At 71.1% G+C, this 15948-nt stretch carries 19 protein-coding genes and 1 pseudogene; 19 read left to right on the forward strand and 1 reads right to left on the reverse strand.

The window, feature by feature from the left end:
• From ACQEVU_RS00005 to ACQEVU_RS00070, 14 genes are all read left to right on the forward strand, one after another.
• Positions 1-360 (forward strand): hypothetical protein (locus ACQEVU_RS00005; protein WP_433318545.1); only part of this gene is annotated, 360 nt, incomplete at its 5' end.
• Positions 357-716, forward strand: a complete 360-nt coding sequence (locus tag ACQEVU_RS00010) for a hypothetical protein (RefSeq protein WP_433318548.1) — start codon at positions 357-359, stop codon at positions 714-716. The genes ACQEVU_RS00005 and ACQEVU_RS00010, both read left to right, overlap by 4 nt.
• Positions 713-1342 carry a sigma factor-like helix-turn-helix DNA-binding protein gene (locus tag ACQEVU_RS00015; RefSeq protein WP_433318551.1) on the forward strand — a complete coding sequence of 210 codons (630 nt, stop codon included), beginning with the start codon at positions 713-715 and terminating at the stop codon, positions 1340-1342. The genes ACQEVU_RS00010 and ACQEVU_RS00015 overlap by 4 nt, the downstream gene beginning before the upstream one ends.
• Positions 1339-2097 carry a sigma-70 family RNA polymerase sigma factor gene (locus ACQEVU_RS00020; RefSeq protein ID WP_433318554.1) on the forward strand — a complete coding sequence of 253 codons (759 nt, stop codon included), beginning with the start codon at positions 1339-1341 and terminating at the stop codon, positions 2095-2097. The genes ACQEVU_RS00015 and ACQEVU_RS00020 overlap by 4 nt, the downstream gene beginning before the upstream one ends.
• Positions 2094-3017 (forward strand): hypothetical protein, encoded by a 924-nt coding sequence (locus ACQEVU_RS00025; RefSeq protein WP_433318557.1) that lies wholly within the window; start codon positions 2094-2096, stop codon positions 3015-3017. Before ACQEVU_RS00020 ends, ACQEVU_RS00025 begins: the two co-directional genes overlap by 4 nt.
• On the forward strand, positions 3014-3757 hold the full coding sequence (locus ACQEVU_RS00030) for a hypothetical protein (RefSeq protein WP_433318560.1): 744 nt from the start codon (positions 3014-3016) through the stop codon (positions 3755-3757). Before ACQEVU_RS00025 ends, ACQEVU_RS00030 begins: the two co-directional genes overlap by 4 nt.
• Positions 3754-3960 (forward strand): hypothetical protein, encoded by a 207-nt coding sequence (locus tag ACQEVU_RS00035; RefSeq protein WP_433318563.1) that lies wholly within the window; start codon positions 3754-3756, stop codon positions 3958-3960. Before ACQEVU_RS00030 ends, ACQEVU_RS00035 begins: the two co-directional genes overlap by 4 nt.
• Positions 3948-4256: a hypothetical protein gene (locus tag ACQEVU_RS00040; protein WP_433318566.1), complete on the forward strand. Its 309-nt coding sequence runs from the start codon at positions 3948-3950 to the stop codon at positions 4254-4256. The genes ACQEVU_RS00035 and ACQEVU_RS00040 overlap by 13 nt, the downstream gene beginning before the upstream one ends.
• Positions 4257-4265: 9 nt before the next feature.
• Positions 4266-4523 (forward strand): hypothetical protein, encoded by a 258-nt coding sequence (locus tag ACQEVU_RS00045; protein ID WP_433318569.1) that lies wholly within the window; start codon positions 4266-4268, stop codon positions 4521-4523.
• A 1-nt stretch (position 4524) separates the two neighbouring features.
• A complete protein-coding gene (locus ACQEVU_RS00050; RefSeq protein WP_433318572.1) occupies positions 4525-4878 on the forward strand; it encodes a hypothetical protein in 354 nt (117 codons plus the stop codon).
• Positions 4875-7430: an ATP-binding protein gene (locus ACQEVU_RS00055; protein WP_433318575.1), complete on the forward strand. Its 2556-nt coding sequence runs from the start codon at positions 4875-4877 to the stop codon at positions 7428-7430. The genes ACQEVU_RS00050 and ACQEVU_RS00055 overlap by 4 nt, the downstream gene beginning before the upstream one ends.
• Positions 7427-9058, forward strand: a complete 1632-nt coding sequence (locus ACQEVU_RS00060; RefSeq protein ID WP_433318578.1) for an MFS transporter — start codon at positions 7427-7429, stop codon at positions 9056-9058. Before ACQEVU_RS00055 ends, ACQEVU_RS00060 begins: the two co-directional genes overlap by 4 nt.
• Entirely contained in the window at positions 9055-9600 is a 546-nt protein-coding gene (locus tag ACQEVU_RS00065) for a hypothetical protein (protein WP_433318581.1), read from the forward strand. The genes ACQEVU_RS00060 and ACQEVU_RS00065 overlap by 4 nt, the downstream gene beginning before the upstream one ends.
• A 56-nt stretch (positions 9601-9656) precedes the next feature.
• The gene (locus ACQEVU_RS00070) at positions 9657-10739 is read left to right on the forward strand and encodes a M23 family metallopeptidase (RefSeq protein ID WP_433334724.1); all 1083 of its coding nucleotides are present in this window, start codon (positions 9657-9659) and stop codon (positions 10737-10739) included.
• A 7-nt stretch (positions 10740-10746) separates the two neighbouring features.
• On the opposite strand, the gene ACQEVU_RS00075 is transcribed toward ACQEVU_RS00070, so the two are convergent.
• The gene (locus ACQEVU_RS00075; protein WP_433318584.1) at positions 10747-11082 is read right to left on the reverse strand and encodes a hypothetical protein; all 336 of its coding nucleotides are present in this window, start codon (positions 11080-11082) and stop codon (positions 10747-10749) included.
• Between the two features lie 140 nt (positions 11083-11222).
• On the opposite strand from ACQEVU_RS00075, the gene ACQEVU_RS00080 reads away from it, so the two are divergent.
• From ACQEVU_RS00080 to ACQEVU_RS00100, 5 genes and pseudogenes are all read left to right on the forward strand, one after another.
• Complete coding sequence (locus ACQEVU_RS00080) at positions 11223-12662, forward strand: hypothetical protein (protein WP_433318587.1); 1440 nt, start codon at positions 11223-11225, stop codon at positions 12660-12662.
• Positions 12663-12694: 32 nt separating this feature from the next.
• Positions 12695-13171 (forward strand): hypothetical protein, encoded by a 477-nt coding sequence (locus tag ACQEVU_RS00085; protein WP_433318590.1) that lies wholly within the window; start codon positions 12695-12697, stop codon positions 13169-13171.
• Between the two features lie 3 nt (positions 13172-13174).
• Positions 13175-13405 (forward strand): hypothetical protein, encoded by a 231-nt coding sequence (locus ACQEVU_RS00090; RefSeq protein WP_433318592.1) that lies wholly within the window; start codon positions 13175-13177, stop codon positions 13403-13405.
• A gap of 112 nt (positions 13406-13517) precedes the next feature.
• Positions 13518-13811, forward strand: coding sequence for a hypothetical protein (locus ACQEVU_RS00095; protein ID WP_433318595.1), 294 nt, complete (start codon positions 13518-13520; stop codon positions 13809-13811).
• Between the two features lie 760 nt (positions 13812-14571).
• Positions 14572-15900, forward strand: a pseudogene (locus ACQEVU_RS00100) (DNA translocase FtsK); the annotation flags it as partial.
• Positions 15901-15948 lie beyond the last annotated feature (48 nt).

Here is a 15948-nt window from a genome sequence, read left to right on the forward strand (position 1 = left end):
TCCGACTTCGCCGGCGAGGTCGGCTACCTGATCCACGGCACCGCCCGCCCCGGGTACGTGTCGATCCGCACCGGCAAGGTGTCGGTCGCCGTGCCCGTCGAAGGGCTGACCGCGGCCGTGTTCGACGCCCGCGAGTGGACCTCGCCCGATGGGCTGCTCGGGACGGCGCTGCACAAGTCCTGCGGTGCCGAATGGCTGGTGGTGACCGTCGGCAGTGGCCGTCATCCCGAAGCCCAGCTGTACGTGTCGGCGCCGCCGGTCCGCTCCCATCTGGCCGAGGTGCTGCTGGCCATGTGCACGGCCGAGGACGCGTACGCCGGGGAGATGGACTGGCTCCGGACTGAGGACGGATCGCTGTGACCGGGACCTCGGCCTCCACCCATCCGGCGTGGTGCGACGACGCGCAGTGCGACGCCGAAGGGCTCCAGCTGCACCACAGCCGCGCGATCGACGTTCCGGCCGAGGCCGGCGCCGACCGCGACAGCGCCCGGTACGTCGTCAGCATCTACGGCACCCACCACGGGCAGCCGCTGCTCGAGCTGTCGATCGTCCCGGCGACCAGCGGACCCGTCAGCCCCGTCTTCGACATCGGCGCCGACCAGCTGCGCCGCCTCCGGGCCGCGCTCGCCGCGGCCGGTCACGTCCTCGACGCCGACCAGCCGCACCTCGCCAGCCTCAACCACCCTGACGACCAGAAAGGCGGAGTCCCCGCATGACCGTCACGACGATCCGCCCCAACCTGGCCCTCGTCTCGGCTGAGACCGCGGAGGCGCCGCAGCCGACCGGCTGCACGGCCGGGGTGCCGTGGTGCACCGGCAACGCGAACAACCACGACCTCGACCTCGCCCGCGAGGGGGAGCCGCTGTACCACGACAGTGCCGCCGTCGACCTGCCGCTCACGGCCGGGTCGGGCGAGGGCTGCGACGGGTACACGGTCAGCCTCGAGCGCCGCGACACCCTCGACGGCGAGATCGGGCACACCCGCATCTACATGGCGCTCCTCCGTGACGGCTCCCCTTCGGGCGCGTGCGGCGGCTACGCCACGATCCACGAGGCCGAGCAGGTCGGCCGAACGATCCTCGGCCACGTGGCGACCGCCCGCGGGCTGAGCATCGCGCCGGCCGTCATGGACGAGCTCGACGAGCACCTGTCGCGGCTGTCGTCCCGGCAGATGATCGCGATGCGGCTGCGGTACGGCTTCGGGTTCACCCTCGCCGACATCGGCCGCATCCTCGGCGTCGGCCCCGACCGGGTCCGCGTCTACATCTCCCGCGCCAAGCAGCAGCTGCGCGCGTGGGGCGTCACGGTCGATGGCTCGGCCACCACGGCGGGTGCGGCATGACGCTCGCCCTCTCCCAGCAGCAGGTCAACGACATCTTCGACGAGATGTGCCGCGAGCACCGCGGCGAACTGCTCCGCTACGCCCGCCGGCACGCCCGCACCTGGGACGACGCCGAGGACGCCGTTCAGCAGGCATTCATGATCGGCCTGCTGAAGCGAGACACGGTCACAGCGCTCGACGAGCCGATCGCGTGGTTGATGAAGACCACCAAACACACCGCTCTGCAGGTCACGCACCACCGCCAGCGCGAGATCGCCGGTAGCGACTTCCTGGACCTCTTCGGCGAACCCGAGCCGATCGAGGGTGACGAACGGTGCATGGCCGACGAGGAGACCGCGGCCGCCGTCGCGTCGGTGATCGAATCCCTGCCGCCGCTACGCCGCACCGCGGTCGAGCTGTGGTGCCTACACGGCTTCTCCTGGGACGAGATCGCAGAGTACATGGACGTGCCAGTTCCGGCCGCCCAGAAGCTCGTGTTCCGAACCCTTGAGCGTCTGCGCGCCGGCGCACCTGTGGTCGAGGGAAGGCGCCACGAGGACGTTCAGGCCGAGATCCTCTCGCTGATCGCACAGCCGCGCTTGCTGCGTCGGCTCGATCAGCATCACCGCCAGATCCTCGCAATGCGCTTCGTCGAGTGCCTCAAGGTGCGCGAGATCGCTGCACGCCTCGGCGTCAACACCACCACCGCGACCCGCCTCCTGACCGAGGCGCGGGACGCCTTGCTTTCGCTGAGCCACGAAGGAGAGCCGGCATGACCAAGCCGCTCAAGGCCGCCGCCAAACCGGACGACGTGAAGGCGGCATGGGACCTCCTCGGCCCGCCGGCACGGATGGCGGTCCAGCTGCACTGCGTCGACCGGCAGCCCGTGTCGACGGTCGCTGCCCGGCTCGGCGCCGACAAGGCAGTCGCCTACCGGCTGATCAACACGTCACTCACGCACCTGCAGGAACTGGGCATCGACATCCCGGACCTTCGTCAGTGGCTCGCCTCGGCGGTGTCGGCCGAGGTGACGATGCCGGATGAGCCGAAGCCCGACGAGGCCAAGCCGTCGCGCAAGACGGTCGTTCCGATCGAGCGGCTCGTCGACGTGCTCGCCAAGGAGTTCGGTGGGCGGCGGGTCAGCGCCAAAGGCGCCGAGGAACTGCTCCGGGCCACGTTGGGAGCCTGCTCCCGCGCCCGTGCGATCGAGGCCCGCGACGCGCACAACAGCAACCTCGACGCGGCGCTGGCGAAGTCGCTCACCAAGCCGCTGGAGACCCAAGGTGGTCCGAATTTGGACCCCCTCGACGAGGTCGCTGGTCGATCGCACTGCCGCCCCGAGGGTGTACCTACAGATACACCCTCGACGAAGCCGCCGGCGGACCCGGAGTTGGCGCCGGTCGTCGACGAGGCGCCGAGCGCGGGCGAGGTCGTCGAAAGCCCCGTTGTGGTGCCATCCGTGGCCGAGGTCTGGCTTATGGGTGCACGCCCGCCGATCAGCTGCATGCTCGTCCACACCGACGAGACGACCGGCACCCGCGACCTGACCGCCGTGTCCATGCTCGGCGCCCAGCGGGAGATCACCGGCCAGTTGATCGCCGACGGCTACCGGCCCGACGGCCCATGGGTCGACGTCGACCCCGCCGGCCCTGAGGCCATGCGGAAGTTTCAGCACGCCGAGGGGAGCCCGTCATGACGGCCGTCCTCGAGCCGGTCGCCGTGTCGGCAACTGTCCCAACTGGGACACTTGCCGGCCCCGACGTCGACCCGGACTGCCCGAAGTGCGGCACCTGCGCCGCTGTGGTCTATGTCGGGGCGACCACCGAGACCGTGTACGAGCTCGGCGAGCAGCCCGGCCCGAAGCATGCATGGTCATGCCGGACCTGCAGCGCCGAGTGGACCACCCTCGCGTCGGAGCCTGTCGACTGCCCCGCGGCCCTGTCCTGGTGTGTGTCGCACGAGGCCGACCACGATGGCGCCCAGCATCACGCGGGTGCCATGCGGGCGGCCAGCTACGACCTCGACGGCTTCCACGAGCCGACGCCGGGCCTGCTCGTCGTCGGCGCGACCCGCGACGAGCGGCCGGACGGCACGGTCGACCCGGTCGTGTGGGTCGACCCGTCGTCGCAGCTGAAGGCGGAGACGTACGGATTCTCCCCGGCCGCGGCCCGCGAGCTCGCCATGGCGTTGCTCGCCGCCGCGGCGGAGGCCTCCGGCTCGAAACGCGCGGATGACCTGCGCATCGGTGACCGGATCGTCCTCGACGGCCGGGTGCACGTCGTGCGGTTTCTCATGGTCGACGCGTGTCACTGCGACGACGTCGACGAGCCGTGCGACGGCACGGTCCAGGTCTACACGGACCTGTCGGAGGCGGTCGACGAGACGTCCCCAGCCGCCACGTTCGACCCGGCCGACCTGGCGGAGGTGGCTCCGTGACCCGCGCCTACCCGATCACGCCGCAGCCCGACGCCGGTCCGCGGTTCACGTACGGCCTGCTGCTCGCCGTCGGCCGCGTCCTCGCAGAACACGGCTTCCCCGAAGTCACCGACGGCGGCGACCTCGTGGCCCTGCAGCAAGCCCTCTACGACTTCGTCTACCAACCCTCGACCGGAAATGAGACCACGTCATGCACCTCCTGACCGCTGTCGCCCAGACGACCGCCGACCACCTGCACATCCTGGCCGCGCCCGAGCCGTCGGGAGCACCGACGCCGAAGGAGCTCAACACCGACGGCATCCTCAACTTCTTCGTCACCAAGATCGTGCCGATCCTGCTCGCCGGACTCGGGATCATCTTCGTCTCCCGCGCCAACAAGGGCGAGGTGTCGAAGGTGCTCACCTCGAGCAGCGTCGCCCTGATCGGCATCGCGTTCATCGCCGGCGCGACCAGCCTGTTCTTCTTCGGCGGATCCATCGTCGACCTGCTGTTCAAGTAGGGCCAGCCGATGACCACGCCCACCAGCAGCACCTTCGACCTGCTCGAAGCCGCCCAGTACGGCCACCCCGTGAGCTACATGGCCGACAACTTCACCGAGCATCTCCTCCTCGACGTAGCCGACCGTGGCCTGGTCGAGGTCCGCCACAGCGGCGGCGGAACCGTCTCCATGCGCTGGGCGCTCCGCCAGGCCGGCAGCGCCCAGCGCAGCGAGCTCCTCCGCATCCACCTCACCGCCGCGGGCCGTGACTTCCTGCAAGGAGCCTGACGTGCTGCTACGCACCGACGACGACATCTACCGGGCGAGGCTCGTCTACCTCGGCCCACCGAACTACACACTCCCGATCCAGCTCCCGTACGCCCAGTACGGCCTCTTCGCCGTCCTGTGCACGGGCTTCGTCGGCGCCGGGACCCTGCTGACCGGCGGCTTCGGCTGGATCGGTGTCGAGATCGGCGCGGCCATGGTCAGCACCTACGCCATCTGGCGGCACGTCGACCCCGACCGGCCCGCACGGAAGATCCTCGCCACCGCCGCCCGGGACTGGCGCCAGACCGGGCCCCCGCCGCCGGCCCAACTGCCGAGCCTGTCAGCCGCCCGTATCCGAATCGGAGGCCCGCGATGAAGCGCAACCTCACCGACGGTCGCACCCTCGGCCGGGTCGTGGCGCTCACGCCGTACGTGCGGCAGCCCCGCGACCCGGCGCCGACCGTCGACCTGCAGCTCCGCGAGTTCGTCAGCAACCTGACCTTCACCGCGAGCACCGCCACCGCCTGGTACGTCCTGCCGGAGCGGGTGTGGGCATTCCGACCCGACGCCGACCGCGAGACGTTCATGACCGCCGTCGCCGAGCAGTACGCGAAGCTCGCCGGGCATCGGCTCCACCTGCGCCGCACGTCCCGGCCGTACCCGACCGGCCAGTGGGCGGGGAACCTGCTCCGGTCCTCGGCGCCGATCGTCGGGCAGCAGGCCCTCGCCGATCACCTGCGAGCCGCCGCCAACCACGTCGACGCGCTCGGCTACGCCGAGGGGGTCACCTACCTCGGCGTGACCGTGGCCCGTCGGCACGTCGGCGATGCGGTCAGCGAGTGGGTACGCGCCCGCGCCGGCCGCGGCGGTGTGGCCCGCAGCGAGCGGGACCGGATCGCCGCCAAGGTCGAGAAGTTCACGGCCCTGCTGCGGCCGTTCGGCCTCGGCGCCGAGCCCGCGACGCCGACACAGCTTGCGTGGCTGCTGTACCGGTCGGTTGGCCTCGGCCTGACTCCGCCCGACCGGCGAGTCACCGCGACGGGGCCCGAGGACATCATGGCCCTCACCGAGCACGTCGACCGGTACCGGACCCGGTACGGGGCGACGACCCGCGTCGTCAACCGTCTCACCGGCGAAGAGTCGTATGCCGCCGTGCTCACCGTCGGCCGGATGGAGCCGCTGGAAATCCCGCAGCAGCACCTGCCGTGGCTGCACCTCGCCGACGAACTGCCGTACCCGGTCGAGGTGTCCTCGCGCGTCGACGTCCTCGGCCCGGGCGGCGCCACGTCCAGCCTGAACCGGCGTCTCCTGCTGCTGCGCAATCAGCAGCGCGACTACGCCGAGCACGGCCTGGACATGCCGCCCGAGCTCGGGCGGCTCGCCGAGCGGGCCGTGGCCGTCGGTGACGAGATCTCGACCGGGCAGCCCGTCGACGCCGCACGCGTGCACGGCTGGCACCGCCTGGCGGTCACCGGCCCGACCGAGAAGGTGGCGCTCGAACGCGCCGACGAGGTCGCCCGGCTCTACCAGCAGCACGCCCGGATTGCCCTGCAGCACCCGAAGGATCAGCCCGAACTGGCCCGCGAGTTCATCCCGGGCGAGCCGATCGCTGACACCGGCTACCTGCGGCGCATGTCCGTGAAGCTGTTCGCAGCCGCCGTCCCGCAGGCCGCCGCCGCGGTTGGTGACGGTCGGGGCGACCTGATCGGCTACACGTCCGGGACCGGCCGCCGGCCGGTCATGTTCGACCCGCACTTCGCGACCGAGGTCCGGGAGCGTTCGGGCCTGGCCATCGTCGTCAGCGAGCCCGGCGGCGGGAAGTCGACGCTCATCGGGTCCATCGGCTACCTTTCCGCGCTGCGTGGCGTCCAGACGACGCTGCTCGACCCGTCCGGGCCCCTCGCCCGGCTCGCCGACATGCCGCTGATGCGGGGACGAGCACAGGTGCTCAACCTCGTCGGCGCCAACCGGGGCACCCTCGCCCCGTACGCCCTGATCCCGACGCCGCGGCGTACGGACTTCGCGGCGGGCGAGCACGGCGACCACCTGTTCGACGTCGCGGTGACCGATGCCCGCGCCGAGCGGCGAACCCTCGTCCTCGACATCGCCATGATGCTGCTGCCGCCACAGGTCGCCCGCAGCGAAGCCGCCGCGTCGCTGCTGCGCCGGGCCGCCCGGCAGGTTCCCGCCGAGGAGGCGTCGCAGCTCGAGGACATCGTCGCGGTCCTGAATGCCGGCGACAGCAGCGCCCAGGAGCTCGCGGCGCTGCTCAACGACGCCGCCGAGCTGCAGATGGCGCGGCTGCTGTTCGGCCGCCCGCCCGTCGGGGCGCTCGGTTCCGACGCCCCCCTGACGATCATCACCATGGCCGGTCTGCGGCTGCCAGACATGACCGTCGAGCGCGACTACTGGTCGGCGGCCGAGGCGCTGACGGTGCCGATGCTGCACCTCGCGCACCGTCTGGCCGTCCGGCGCTGCTACGGCGGTGACATGCACCGGCGCAAGCTGGTGGCGCTCGACGAGGCGCACGTGATGCAGGGCTGGCGTTCCGGCCGCTCGTTCCTGGTCCGCCTGGCCCGCGACTCTCGGAAGTGGAACATCGCCGCGCTGGTGGCGTCGCAGAACCCGCAGGACATTCTCGACCTCGACGTCCAGAACCTTGTCTCCACCGTCTTCGCGGGGCGCATCGCCGCCGATCCGGAGGTCGCGGCCGGGGCGCTACAGCTGCTGCGCCTGGCTGGCGGAGTCGGCTACGAGGAGACCCTGGCCGCACTTTCGCAGGCCGACCCGACATCGGATGCCCGGCTCGGGTTCCGCGAGTTCGTGATGCGCGACGTGGACGGCCGCATGCAGAAGATCCGCGTCGACGTGTCCTACGCCGACCGGCTGCTCGCTCACCTCGACACCACCCCTGGAGGCGTCGCATGATCCGCCGCACCCTTCACGCGCTTGCCGCCCTGACTGCCGCCGCGCTGCTGGTCCTCGGTCCCGGCGTTCCAGCGCACGCCGACCCGGAGCCGGTCAAGCCGCTATGCACGGTCGAGGAGTGGCAGGTACCCGCGAACTTCCTCGACTGCGCCCACCGCCTCGGCAACGCTGCCGCTCGCCGCGCCGACTGCGTCAAAGCACCAACACCCGCCTCGCCGGACTCCGGCATCTCCGGCTGGCTCAGCCGCCGCCCCGACGCCGACCTGCGTCCCGGCGTCCTCGGCCAGTACGCCCGGCATGGCATGGCCGGCTACCCGCTCGACATGTACGACACCTCCTGCGCCGGGGCGGTGACGCACCCAACGGACACGGGCCAGAACGCAATCGCCGGTATGGAGTTCTCGATCGCCCAGATCACCCTCGGTACCGCCAACGGGCTGCGGGAACTCGCCTACGACCCGCACGCGATGTGGGGCTGGTCCGACTCGATCGTCCGTACCGCCACCGAGAAGACCTACGACTACGTGTTTTCCGTGCTCGGCGCACTGGCCCTCGCTGCCGCCGGCGGATGGCTGATCTGGCGGGCACGGCTCGGCAGGCTGTCCGAGGCGACCAAGCTCGCCGGATGGGCGCTGCTCGTCATGGTCGCCGTCACCGGCATCGGCAAGTACCCGCTGCTCGTGACCCACGGCGCCGACCGGGTCGCCGTCACCGGCCTGAGCGCGATGCACGAGGTTGTCGGCCCGGGTTCCAACGACATCCCGCTCGAGGACTGCGCTTCGCGGGACAGGAACCCTGACGCGTGCAAGGACCACCGGACCGTCGCCGTGAGGTCGTCGGACGCGGCCGTCTACGCGATCCTGTACCGCAACTGGGTCCGGGCCATGCTCGGCTGCGACGACTGCCCGATCGCCAAGAAGTACGGCCCGGCACTGTACGACGCGACCACGATCACATGGGGCGAAGCCGCGGACATCGACGCCCACCCGGAACTGCGGCCGGTGATCGTGCAGGCGAAGGCTGAACAGTGGATCTCGATCGCCGAGGCGGTCAAGGCCGAAGATCCGGAAGCGTACGAGCATCTGCAGGGTCTGCACGGCGACGACCGGCTCGGCAGCGGTTTCATCGCGATGCTGTCCGCCGGGATCTATTCGATCTTCGATATTGGCGCCAGCGTGGTCATCCTGCTCGGATTCCTCGTCGTGCGGGTGGCAGTCATGACGTTCCCGCTCATGGCCACCATCGGAATCCTGCAGCCCGGTCACCCGTCCGTCATGCGGCTGTTCAACGCCGTCGTCGGCTCCGTCGCCAACATCATCATGTTCGGGGCCGGTGCCGGCCTCTACCTGTGGATCGTCGACTCCGTCTTCGACTCGGACCTGTCCGGCTTCGTCCAGATCAGCGCGGTCGGCCTGACCGGTGTCGTGCTGTGGATGGTGCTGCGGCCCGTGAAGCGGCTCGTCCGGGTCGGGGCCCGCAAACGCGACGAGGAGGACGAGAAGCCCGGCTTGCTGTACCGGCTGCTGTCGTTCGCCGGGCAGACCGTCAAAGACGCCCGCGAAGCGGCGCCCAGTTCGCATCCCGCCTCACGGCCCCGGCCGGAGACGACCGCGGGGAACCGGGCATGAGGCGCCTGCCGGTCCGCTGGATCGTTGCCGCCGTGGCCGCTGCCGTCATCGCCGCGGTACTGCTGGCCGGACGGCATTCCGGGAGCGCTGAGCACGCCTCGGGCGGGTCGCAGGCCGCTCCCACGTCCGCCGCGGCGGCCGAGAGCGGCGACGAGGAGTCGGGCGACGACGGCAGCGCCGACGTGAGCGACCAGCCGGCGGACATCACCGCCGGGCCGATCGAGGCACGGGAGGCGGCCGTCGACCTGCTCGTGAAGATCCTCAACACGCAGGGCAAGTCACCGGAGCAGTGGCGGGCCGGGTTCCGGCCGCTCGTCACCGATGAGCTGGCTGCGGAGCTCGCCGACGCCGACCCGGCGAAGGTGCCGGTCGGTCGGGTCGGTGACCAGATTGCGGTCGCGCCCGCCGGCGATGAGCTGGTGACGGTCACGATCCCGATCGTCAGCGCTTCTGGGCAGACGCTCGTGGCCACCGCGAAGGTGACGCTGACGGGGGCGGGCCATCGGTGGCTCGGGTCGCAGCTCGACCTGGAGCAGGCGTGACCGGCCGCGGCGCGGTCACGCTCGCCATTGCGCTGGGCGTCGGGGCGGTCCTGTGCATGGGTGGGGTCGGCCTGGCGTCGTCGATGCAGGGCTGGTTCACGCAGCAGCAGGAGGCACCGCCGGCGTCGGACTGTGGCGGTGGCCAACTGCAGGTCCACGACGCCTCAGCGGTAAAGGCCGACGGGTTCACGGCGACCCAGGTGGCGAACGCGACGGCAATCGTTCGGACCGGCCAGCAGATGCAGGTGCCGCCGCGGGGCTGGGTGATCGCCGTGGCCACGGCCATGCAGGAGAGCAACCTGCACAACCTCGCCAACCCCGGCGTGCCGTCGTCCATGGCGCTGCCGCACGAGGGCTCGGGCCGCGACCACGACAGCGTCGGCCTGTTCCAGCAGAGGCCAAGCCCGCCGGAGGGCGCCGGCTCGTGGGGGACGGTCCAGGACCTAATGACGCCGGCGACGTCCGCGAGGAAGTTTTACGACGCGCTGCAGCGCGTGTCCGGCTGGCAGTCGCTGTCGCTCACACAGGCAGCCCAGCGGGTGCAGCGCTCAGCGTTCCCGGGGGCCTACGCGAAGCACGAACCTCGAGCGGCGGCCCTCGTCGGTGCGGTCTCCGGCGGCGCGGACCTGGCCGGACAGCAGCCAGGCCAGTGCGCGGCTCCCGCCGAGGTCACGGCCGGCGGCTGGGTACGCCCGGTGTCGGGTGAGGTCGGCTCGCCATTCGGGCCGCGGGGTGGTCGGCTGCACGCCGGCGTCGACTTGATGGCGTCGCGGCGGACACCGATCCGGGCCGCGTCGTCAGGCACGGTCATCAAGGCGGTCTGCGACGCGTCGACGGCCCGAACGGTCGGCACCTGCGACAGGGACGGGTCGCCGAGCGCGGCCGGGTGCGGCTGGTTCGTGGATATCCAGCATGCGGCCGGGATCATCACGCGCTACTGCCACATGACCCAGCGGCCAGCGGTGTCAGCGGGGGAGCACGTGGCGGCCGGGCAGCAGATCGGCATCGTCGGCTCGTCGGGGCACAGCTCGGGCCCGCACCTGCACTTCGAGGTGCATCTGAACAACGACCGTTCGCCTCAGGGCGCGGTCAACCCGGTGCCGTTCATGCGGGAGCACGGGGCGGCGCTCGGTGCATGAGCAGCTGCTACTCGGTGTCGGATGCCGGCGCAGTGGTTTCGGCCTCGGCGTCGCGGAGCTTCGCGAGCTCGCGGCGGACGTCTTCTGGGTTGCAGACCCGGTGACGGCTGGCTGGCTTGTTCCGGGATCGGATCTGGCCCTGCACGAGCATCGTGTGGACCTTGGTCCGGCCGAGCTGCAGCAGGAGGGCGACCTCGCCGGGCGTCAGCCAGTCGCCCCGCTTGAGGCGCTCTTCGAGCTTCCCGGGGTCTTTCTCGACGACCACTGCGCAGCCTGCCTTCGACGGTTGCTGGCGATCGTACAGATCGTTCGCACCGTTCGTGATGTTCGGCTGTCGTCTCACGCTACGAGTATGCGTTAACGTTCGTATTGTTCGCAACGTTCGCAACGTTCTACAATGAGAGGCATGACGCCCCGCCCGCCGCGGACCGGCACTCGCCAGGTCGCCAGGCGGAGCCCCACGACTCCCACCGAGGTGACGCTGTGAACGCCCTCACCACCTTTGACCCCCGCCCGGCGGTTCCCCCGGCCGTCGGGCGGGTCAACGGTCACATCCCGGCCGTCCTCGCCGCCGACGAGCCGCGCAGCGCGAACACCGCAGCAGCCGCCGAGCTCGACGCCGACCTGGCCAAGACCGTGAAGCGCACCTCGTACATGCGGCAGCTCTTCTACGTCGTCGTGCTCCTCGTCGCCCTCGCCGGGCAGGTCTCCGGCGCGGTCGCCGCCCTCGGCATTCCGCTGATCTGGGCGATCCCCGCGGTCGGCGCCCTTGAGCTCGGCGGCATCGTCGTGCTCGCCAACGCCGACGTGCGCCGCCGGCTCGGCGAGAAGGCCAACGCCTCCCGCATCCTGTCCGCCGCCATCGCCGCGTTCGCGGTCGCGTTCAACTGGATGGCGCACGACAACAAACTGCTCGCCGGGTTCTTCGCGGCGATGTCCGCGCTGGGTTACCTGGTGTGGCTGATGCACACCGAGAACCAGCGCCGCGACCGGCTGCGGGCCAAGGGGCAGCTGCCGCCGGTGACGCCGGCGTATGAGCTGATCGGGCACTGGTTGCGGCACCCCTGGCAGACGCTGCGCGCGAAGAATCTCGCCAAGGCCAATCCCGATCTCGGGCTGTACCCGTCGATTGCGGCGGCCCAGGCGGAGAAGCGGCGGGAGGTGCGCACGGCCGCCATCGCCAAGGTGCTGCACCGCAAGATCCGCGCCGCGGTCGACCCGACCACCGCCGACATCGCCGTGGCCGTCTACGACCTCGACGAGATCGCGGTCCGCCTCGCCGACGGCGCCGACTACGACGGCCTGACTGCGCTCATCGGCGCTGCGCTCACGCCCGACCGGCTCGCCGCCGAGCAGCCTCCGCGAAAGGTCCAAGCCGACGTCGGTACACCCCTACGCGACGTGCTCGCCATCGACGGGCAGATCGACAGCGCCATCGACAGCGGAGCCGACACCGACATCGCCAACCTGTCGGCGCCGGAGCCGACAGCGCCATCGACAGCCCGGCGCCTCGCACACCGACAGGCGCACCGACAGAACCGCCGACAGGTACGGACCGCCACGCGCCGACAGGTGTCGGCCGTCGACACCGACAGCGGGACCGACACCGACATCGACAGCCAGACCGACAGGAAGACCGACAGCGGGACCGACAGCTCGACCGCCAACAACACCGACAGCGGGACCGACAGGAAGCCCGCCAGAAAGACCGCCACCGGCACCGCCAGGCGGGGTGGGAAAGCCAAGCACTCGCCGTCGGCCATCGCCAACGCCGCCGCACTCCGCGAGCGGTACGGCAACCGGCTCCCGGCCGCCGACAACACGATCCGCACCGACATGAAGTGGTCGCACGACCGCGTCCGCGCGGCCCGCACCGCCCACCACGCCAAGGCCGACATCAACACCGACAGCACCGGCGCCTGACCGGGCCGCCGGACCGACAGAAGGAGCACCCCGTGGCCAACCCGATCATCAACGACAAGGGCATCGTCTACCTCGGCTGGACCTCGCTCGCCCTGGCCGTCATCGGCGGTTGCGCGATGACCGCCAGCTTCCTCGGGCACTGGATCGCCGCCATCGTCGGCGTCGGTCCCGACTGGCTCGCGCCGCTGCTCGGCGTCGTGCTTGGCGTCGCCGCCATCCTGGACATCCTGCTCGACGGCACCCCGAACCGGCCGGCGATCTGGACGGCGATCCTGCTGCCGTCGATCGCGCAGTCGATCAACGGCAAGGGTGGGCAGACGATTCAGCAGTGGGCGGCCGACCTCAACGCCTACAGCTCGGCGAAGCTCGGCGAGTGGCTCGGGCAGGGCTCCCTGACTGCGCTCGCGCTGATCGCGACCGGCGTCGCGCTCGTCCTGGCCCGCCGCGTCATCGCCAAGACCCGGGCCGGCCAGCGCGGCGGCAACGTTCCCGCCGGCGTGCGGGGCTGATCTGTGCCAACCCGGGCTGAGAAGTCCCGTGAGCGGCGGCGGGTGCACGCCGAGGCGCAGATCGCCGAGCAGCCCACCGACCGCGGCCGTTTCTGGAAGACGTGCGCCTGGCTCCTCGTTGAGGGGGGCCAGGTCGCCCAGCTGGAGCAGGTCACGAGCCTGGTCCGGACCGTGATCGACCTGATCCGAGAGGGGATCGACGTTGAGCGCATCCACGACCGCATCCGTCACTGACGGTGATGTTCGATCGAAGTTGGAAGCCCAAGGGGTCGAAGATGACAGCCCGGCCGTGTCGACGCGCGCGCGCGAGAGTAGCCGTGTCGTCGAACTTCGGCAAGCACCCTCCGTGATCGGCCGGGCAGTTCGCGGCTGGTGGGCATGGACGGCACGGCCGGCGTCGCTGGCCTCGATGTGGCGGCTGTCTGGCGTCGACGCCGACCGGGCACCCGAGCGGTTCCCGTGGCTGATCACCGCCTGGCGGTGGTCGAACCGCACCGACCGGCTGATCATGTTCATGCTCGTGCTCGTCGCGCCGACCGGCGCCCAGGGCCCGCTCCGCTGGATGTTGCAGCGACCCACCCGGCGGTGGGGCTTCTACCTGGTGGCGCTCGTCCTCGCCGCCGTCATGGCCGGGAGGTAGGACTCCGATGCCGTCGACATGGAGCTACGTCCGCAGCATCGCCAAGGCCGTCCAAGAAAACAAGGCCACACCCGAACCGGCCGGGGCCGGCAACGGCGGTCCGGGCCCGTCCCTCGTCGAGCGGCTCGAGCTGCAGGCGCTCATGCGCACCTCGGCGAAGACGTACCGCGACCACCTGATCCCGTGGGGGATCCTCGGCGGTCACATCGTGGCGGGCCTCGTCGCCGTCGACGGCGTGAACCTCGCGGCTGCGTTTGCTGCCGCGCCGGTCCTCGCCGTGGGCGGGTATGCGGTCCGCCGTCAACGACTGACTGCGCGGGCCATCAGGCGCGGGCGGATCGAGCGGGCGCAGCGGACCGGCCGCAGGGTCCTCCGCATCCATCAGCAGGCGCTCGCGTGGGGTGCCGCCGGCGGCACGTCCGGGCTGTGGCTGGCCGCCGCGGCGGCCACCGACCCGGGCACGGCCGCGGGCCGTGTCGTGTGGATCGCCGGCGCTACGGTGTGGGCGCTGTGGTCCTACCCGGTGTGGACGGCGGCCGAGCGGCGCCGGCTGCGACTGCCCGACCCGGAGCGCCCGCCGCGCCCGTCGAGCCAGCCGCCGGCCGCCGATGTCGCGAACGACCGCAAGCTCGACGAGGCCGTGGTGGCAGCCCAACCCACCGCCCGCTACCAGCTGCCGAGCCTGACGGCGGCAGCCGGATCGGCAGCAAAAACCGACGACACCGACGGACGCGGCAAGATGATCCAGCAGGTGCTCACGGACTTCACCGTCGACGCGAGGGTCACCGGATCAACCCGTGGCCCCGCGGTGACCCGGTTTGAGATCACGCTCGGCGCCGGCGTCAAAGTCGAGGCGGTCACCAAGCTGCAGCGGAACCTCGCGTATGCGGTCGGACAGCCCAAAATCCTGCTGCACTCGCCGATTCCCGGTCGGAGCGTCATGGGGCTCGAGGTCCCAAACGCCGAGCGGGTCACGGTCGCGCTCGCCGACGTCCTCGACGCCCCGGCGATGCGTACGGACCGGCATCCGCTCCTGGTTGCGATCGGCCTGGACCTCGAGGGCCAGGCGGTAGTCGCGAACCTCGCCAAGATGCCGCACATTCTCGTCGCTGGCGCGACCGGCGCGGGCAAGTCCAGCTGCCTCAACAGCCTGCTCGTGTCGCTGCTGACCCGGGCGACGCCGGACGAGGTACGTCTGTTGCTGGTCGACCCGAAGCGGGTCGAACTCACCAACTACGACGGTCTTCCGCACCTGGTCACGCCCGTCGTTACCAATGCCAGGAGGGCAGCCGATGCCCTCGAATGGGTCGTTGCCGAGATGGACATGCGCTACGACGACATGGCCGCGGCCGGGGTCCGGCACATCGACGACTACAACCGCAAGGTGCGGGCTGGGCAGATCACCGCGCCGCCGGGCAGCGAGCGGGAGATCCGGCCGTACCCGTACCTGCTCGTCGTCGTCGACGAGCTCGCCGACCTCATGATGGTCGCCCCGCGCGACGTCGAGGACTCGGTGGTGCGCATCACCCAGCTGGCCCGCGCGGCCGGCATCCACCTGGTGCTCGCGACCCAGCGGCCCAGCGTCGACGTCGTCACCGGCCTGATCAAGGCCAACGTGCCGTCGCGGCTGGCCTTCGCCACGTCCAGCCTCGCCGACTCGCGGGTCATCCTCGACCGGCCGGGCGCCGAGAAGCTGCTGGGCAAGGGTGATGCGCTGTTCCTGCCGATGGGCGCCGCCGAGCCGGTGCGGGTTCAGTCTGCGTGGGTGTCTGAGGCGGAGATCGACGCCGTGGTTGAGCACTGCAAGCGGCAGGCGGAGCCGGTCTACATGCCGCTGGTGATCCAGGAGAGGATCCGGCCGCCGCGCGACGAGACGCCGCCGGTGGTCCAGACGGGCCGGGCGCGCGATGTCGTCCTGGCCGCTGCCCAGCAGCTCGCCGCGGAGGGTCTGCCGCTGACCAAACCGGACCTGGTCGCCGCGACGCCAGGCATCGGCGACGACGCCCGGGACAAGGCCCTGACGGATCTCGTCAAAGAGGACGTGCTGCGGCGGTCCGGCCGCGGCCTGTACGAGGTGCCGACCAGCTAATGCCACTTCGCTACGGCAGTCGAGCCGTCCCACACCGATCAGAGAAAA

Source organism: Dactylosporangium sp. CA-139066, from assembly GCF_050936175.1.
GTDB lineage: Bacteria > Actinomycetota > Actinomycetes > Mycobacteriales > Micromonosporaceae > Dactylosporangium.

Coding starts and splice junctions, on each gene's coding strand:
- ACQEVU_RS00015 (WP_433318551.1), top strand. CDS start 713: ATGACCGTCACGACGATCCGCCCCAACCTGGCCCTCGTCTCGGCTGAG.
- ACQEVU_RS00020 (WP_433318554.1), top strand. CDS start 1,339: ATGACGCTCGCCCTCTCCCAGCAGCAGGTCAACGACATCTTCGACGAG.
- ACQEVU_RS00025 (WP_433318557.1), top strand. CDS start 2,094: ATGACCAAGCCGCTCAAGGCCGCCGCCAAACCGGACGACGTGAAGGCG.
- ACQEVU_RS00030 (WP_433318560.1), top strand. CDS start 3,014: ATGACGGCCGTCCTCGAGCCGGTCGCCGTGTCGGCAACTGTCCCAACT.
- ACQEVU_RS00040 (WP_433318566.1), top strand. CDS start 3,948: ATGCACCTCCTGACCGCTGTCGCCCAGACGACCGCCGACCACCTGCAC.
- ACQEVU_RS00045 (WP_433318569.1), top strand. CDS start 4,266: ATGACCACGCCCACCAGCAGCACCTTCGACCTGCTCGAAGCCGCCCAG.
- ACQEVU_RS00055 (WP_433318575.1), top strand. CDS start 4,875: ATGAAGCGCAACCTCACCGACGGTCGCACCCTCGGCCGGGTCGTGGCG.
- ACQEVU_RS00060 (WP_433318578.1), top strand. CDS start 7,427: ATGATCCGCCGCACCCTTCACGCGCTTGCCGCCCTGACTGCCGCCGCG.
- ACQEVU_RS00065 (WP_433318581.1), top strand. CDS start 9,055: ATGAGGCGCCTGCCGGTCCGCTGGATCGTTGCCGCCGTGGCCGCTGCC.
- ACQEVU_RS00070 (WP_433334724.1), top strand. CDS start 9,657: ATGGGTGGGGTCGGCCTGGCGTCGTCGATGCAGGGCTGGTTCACGCAG.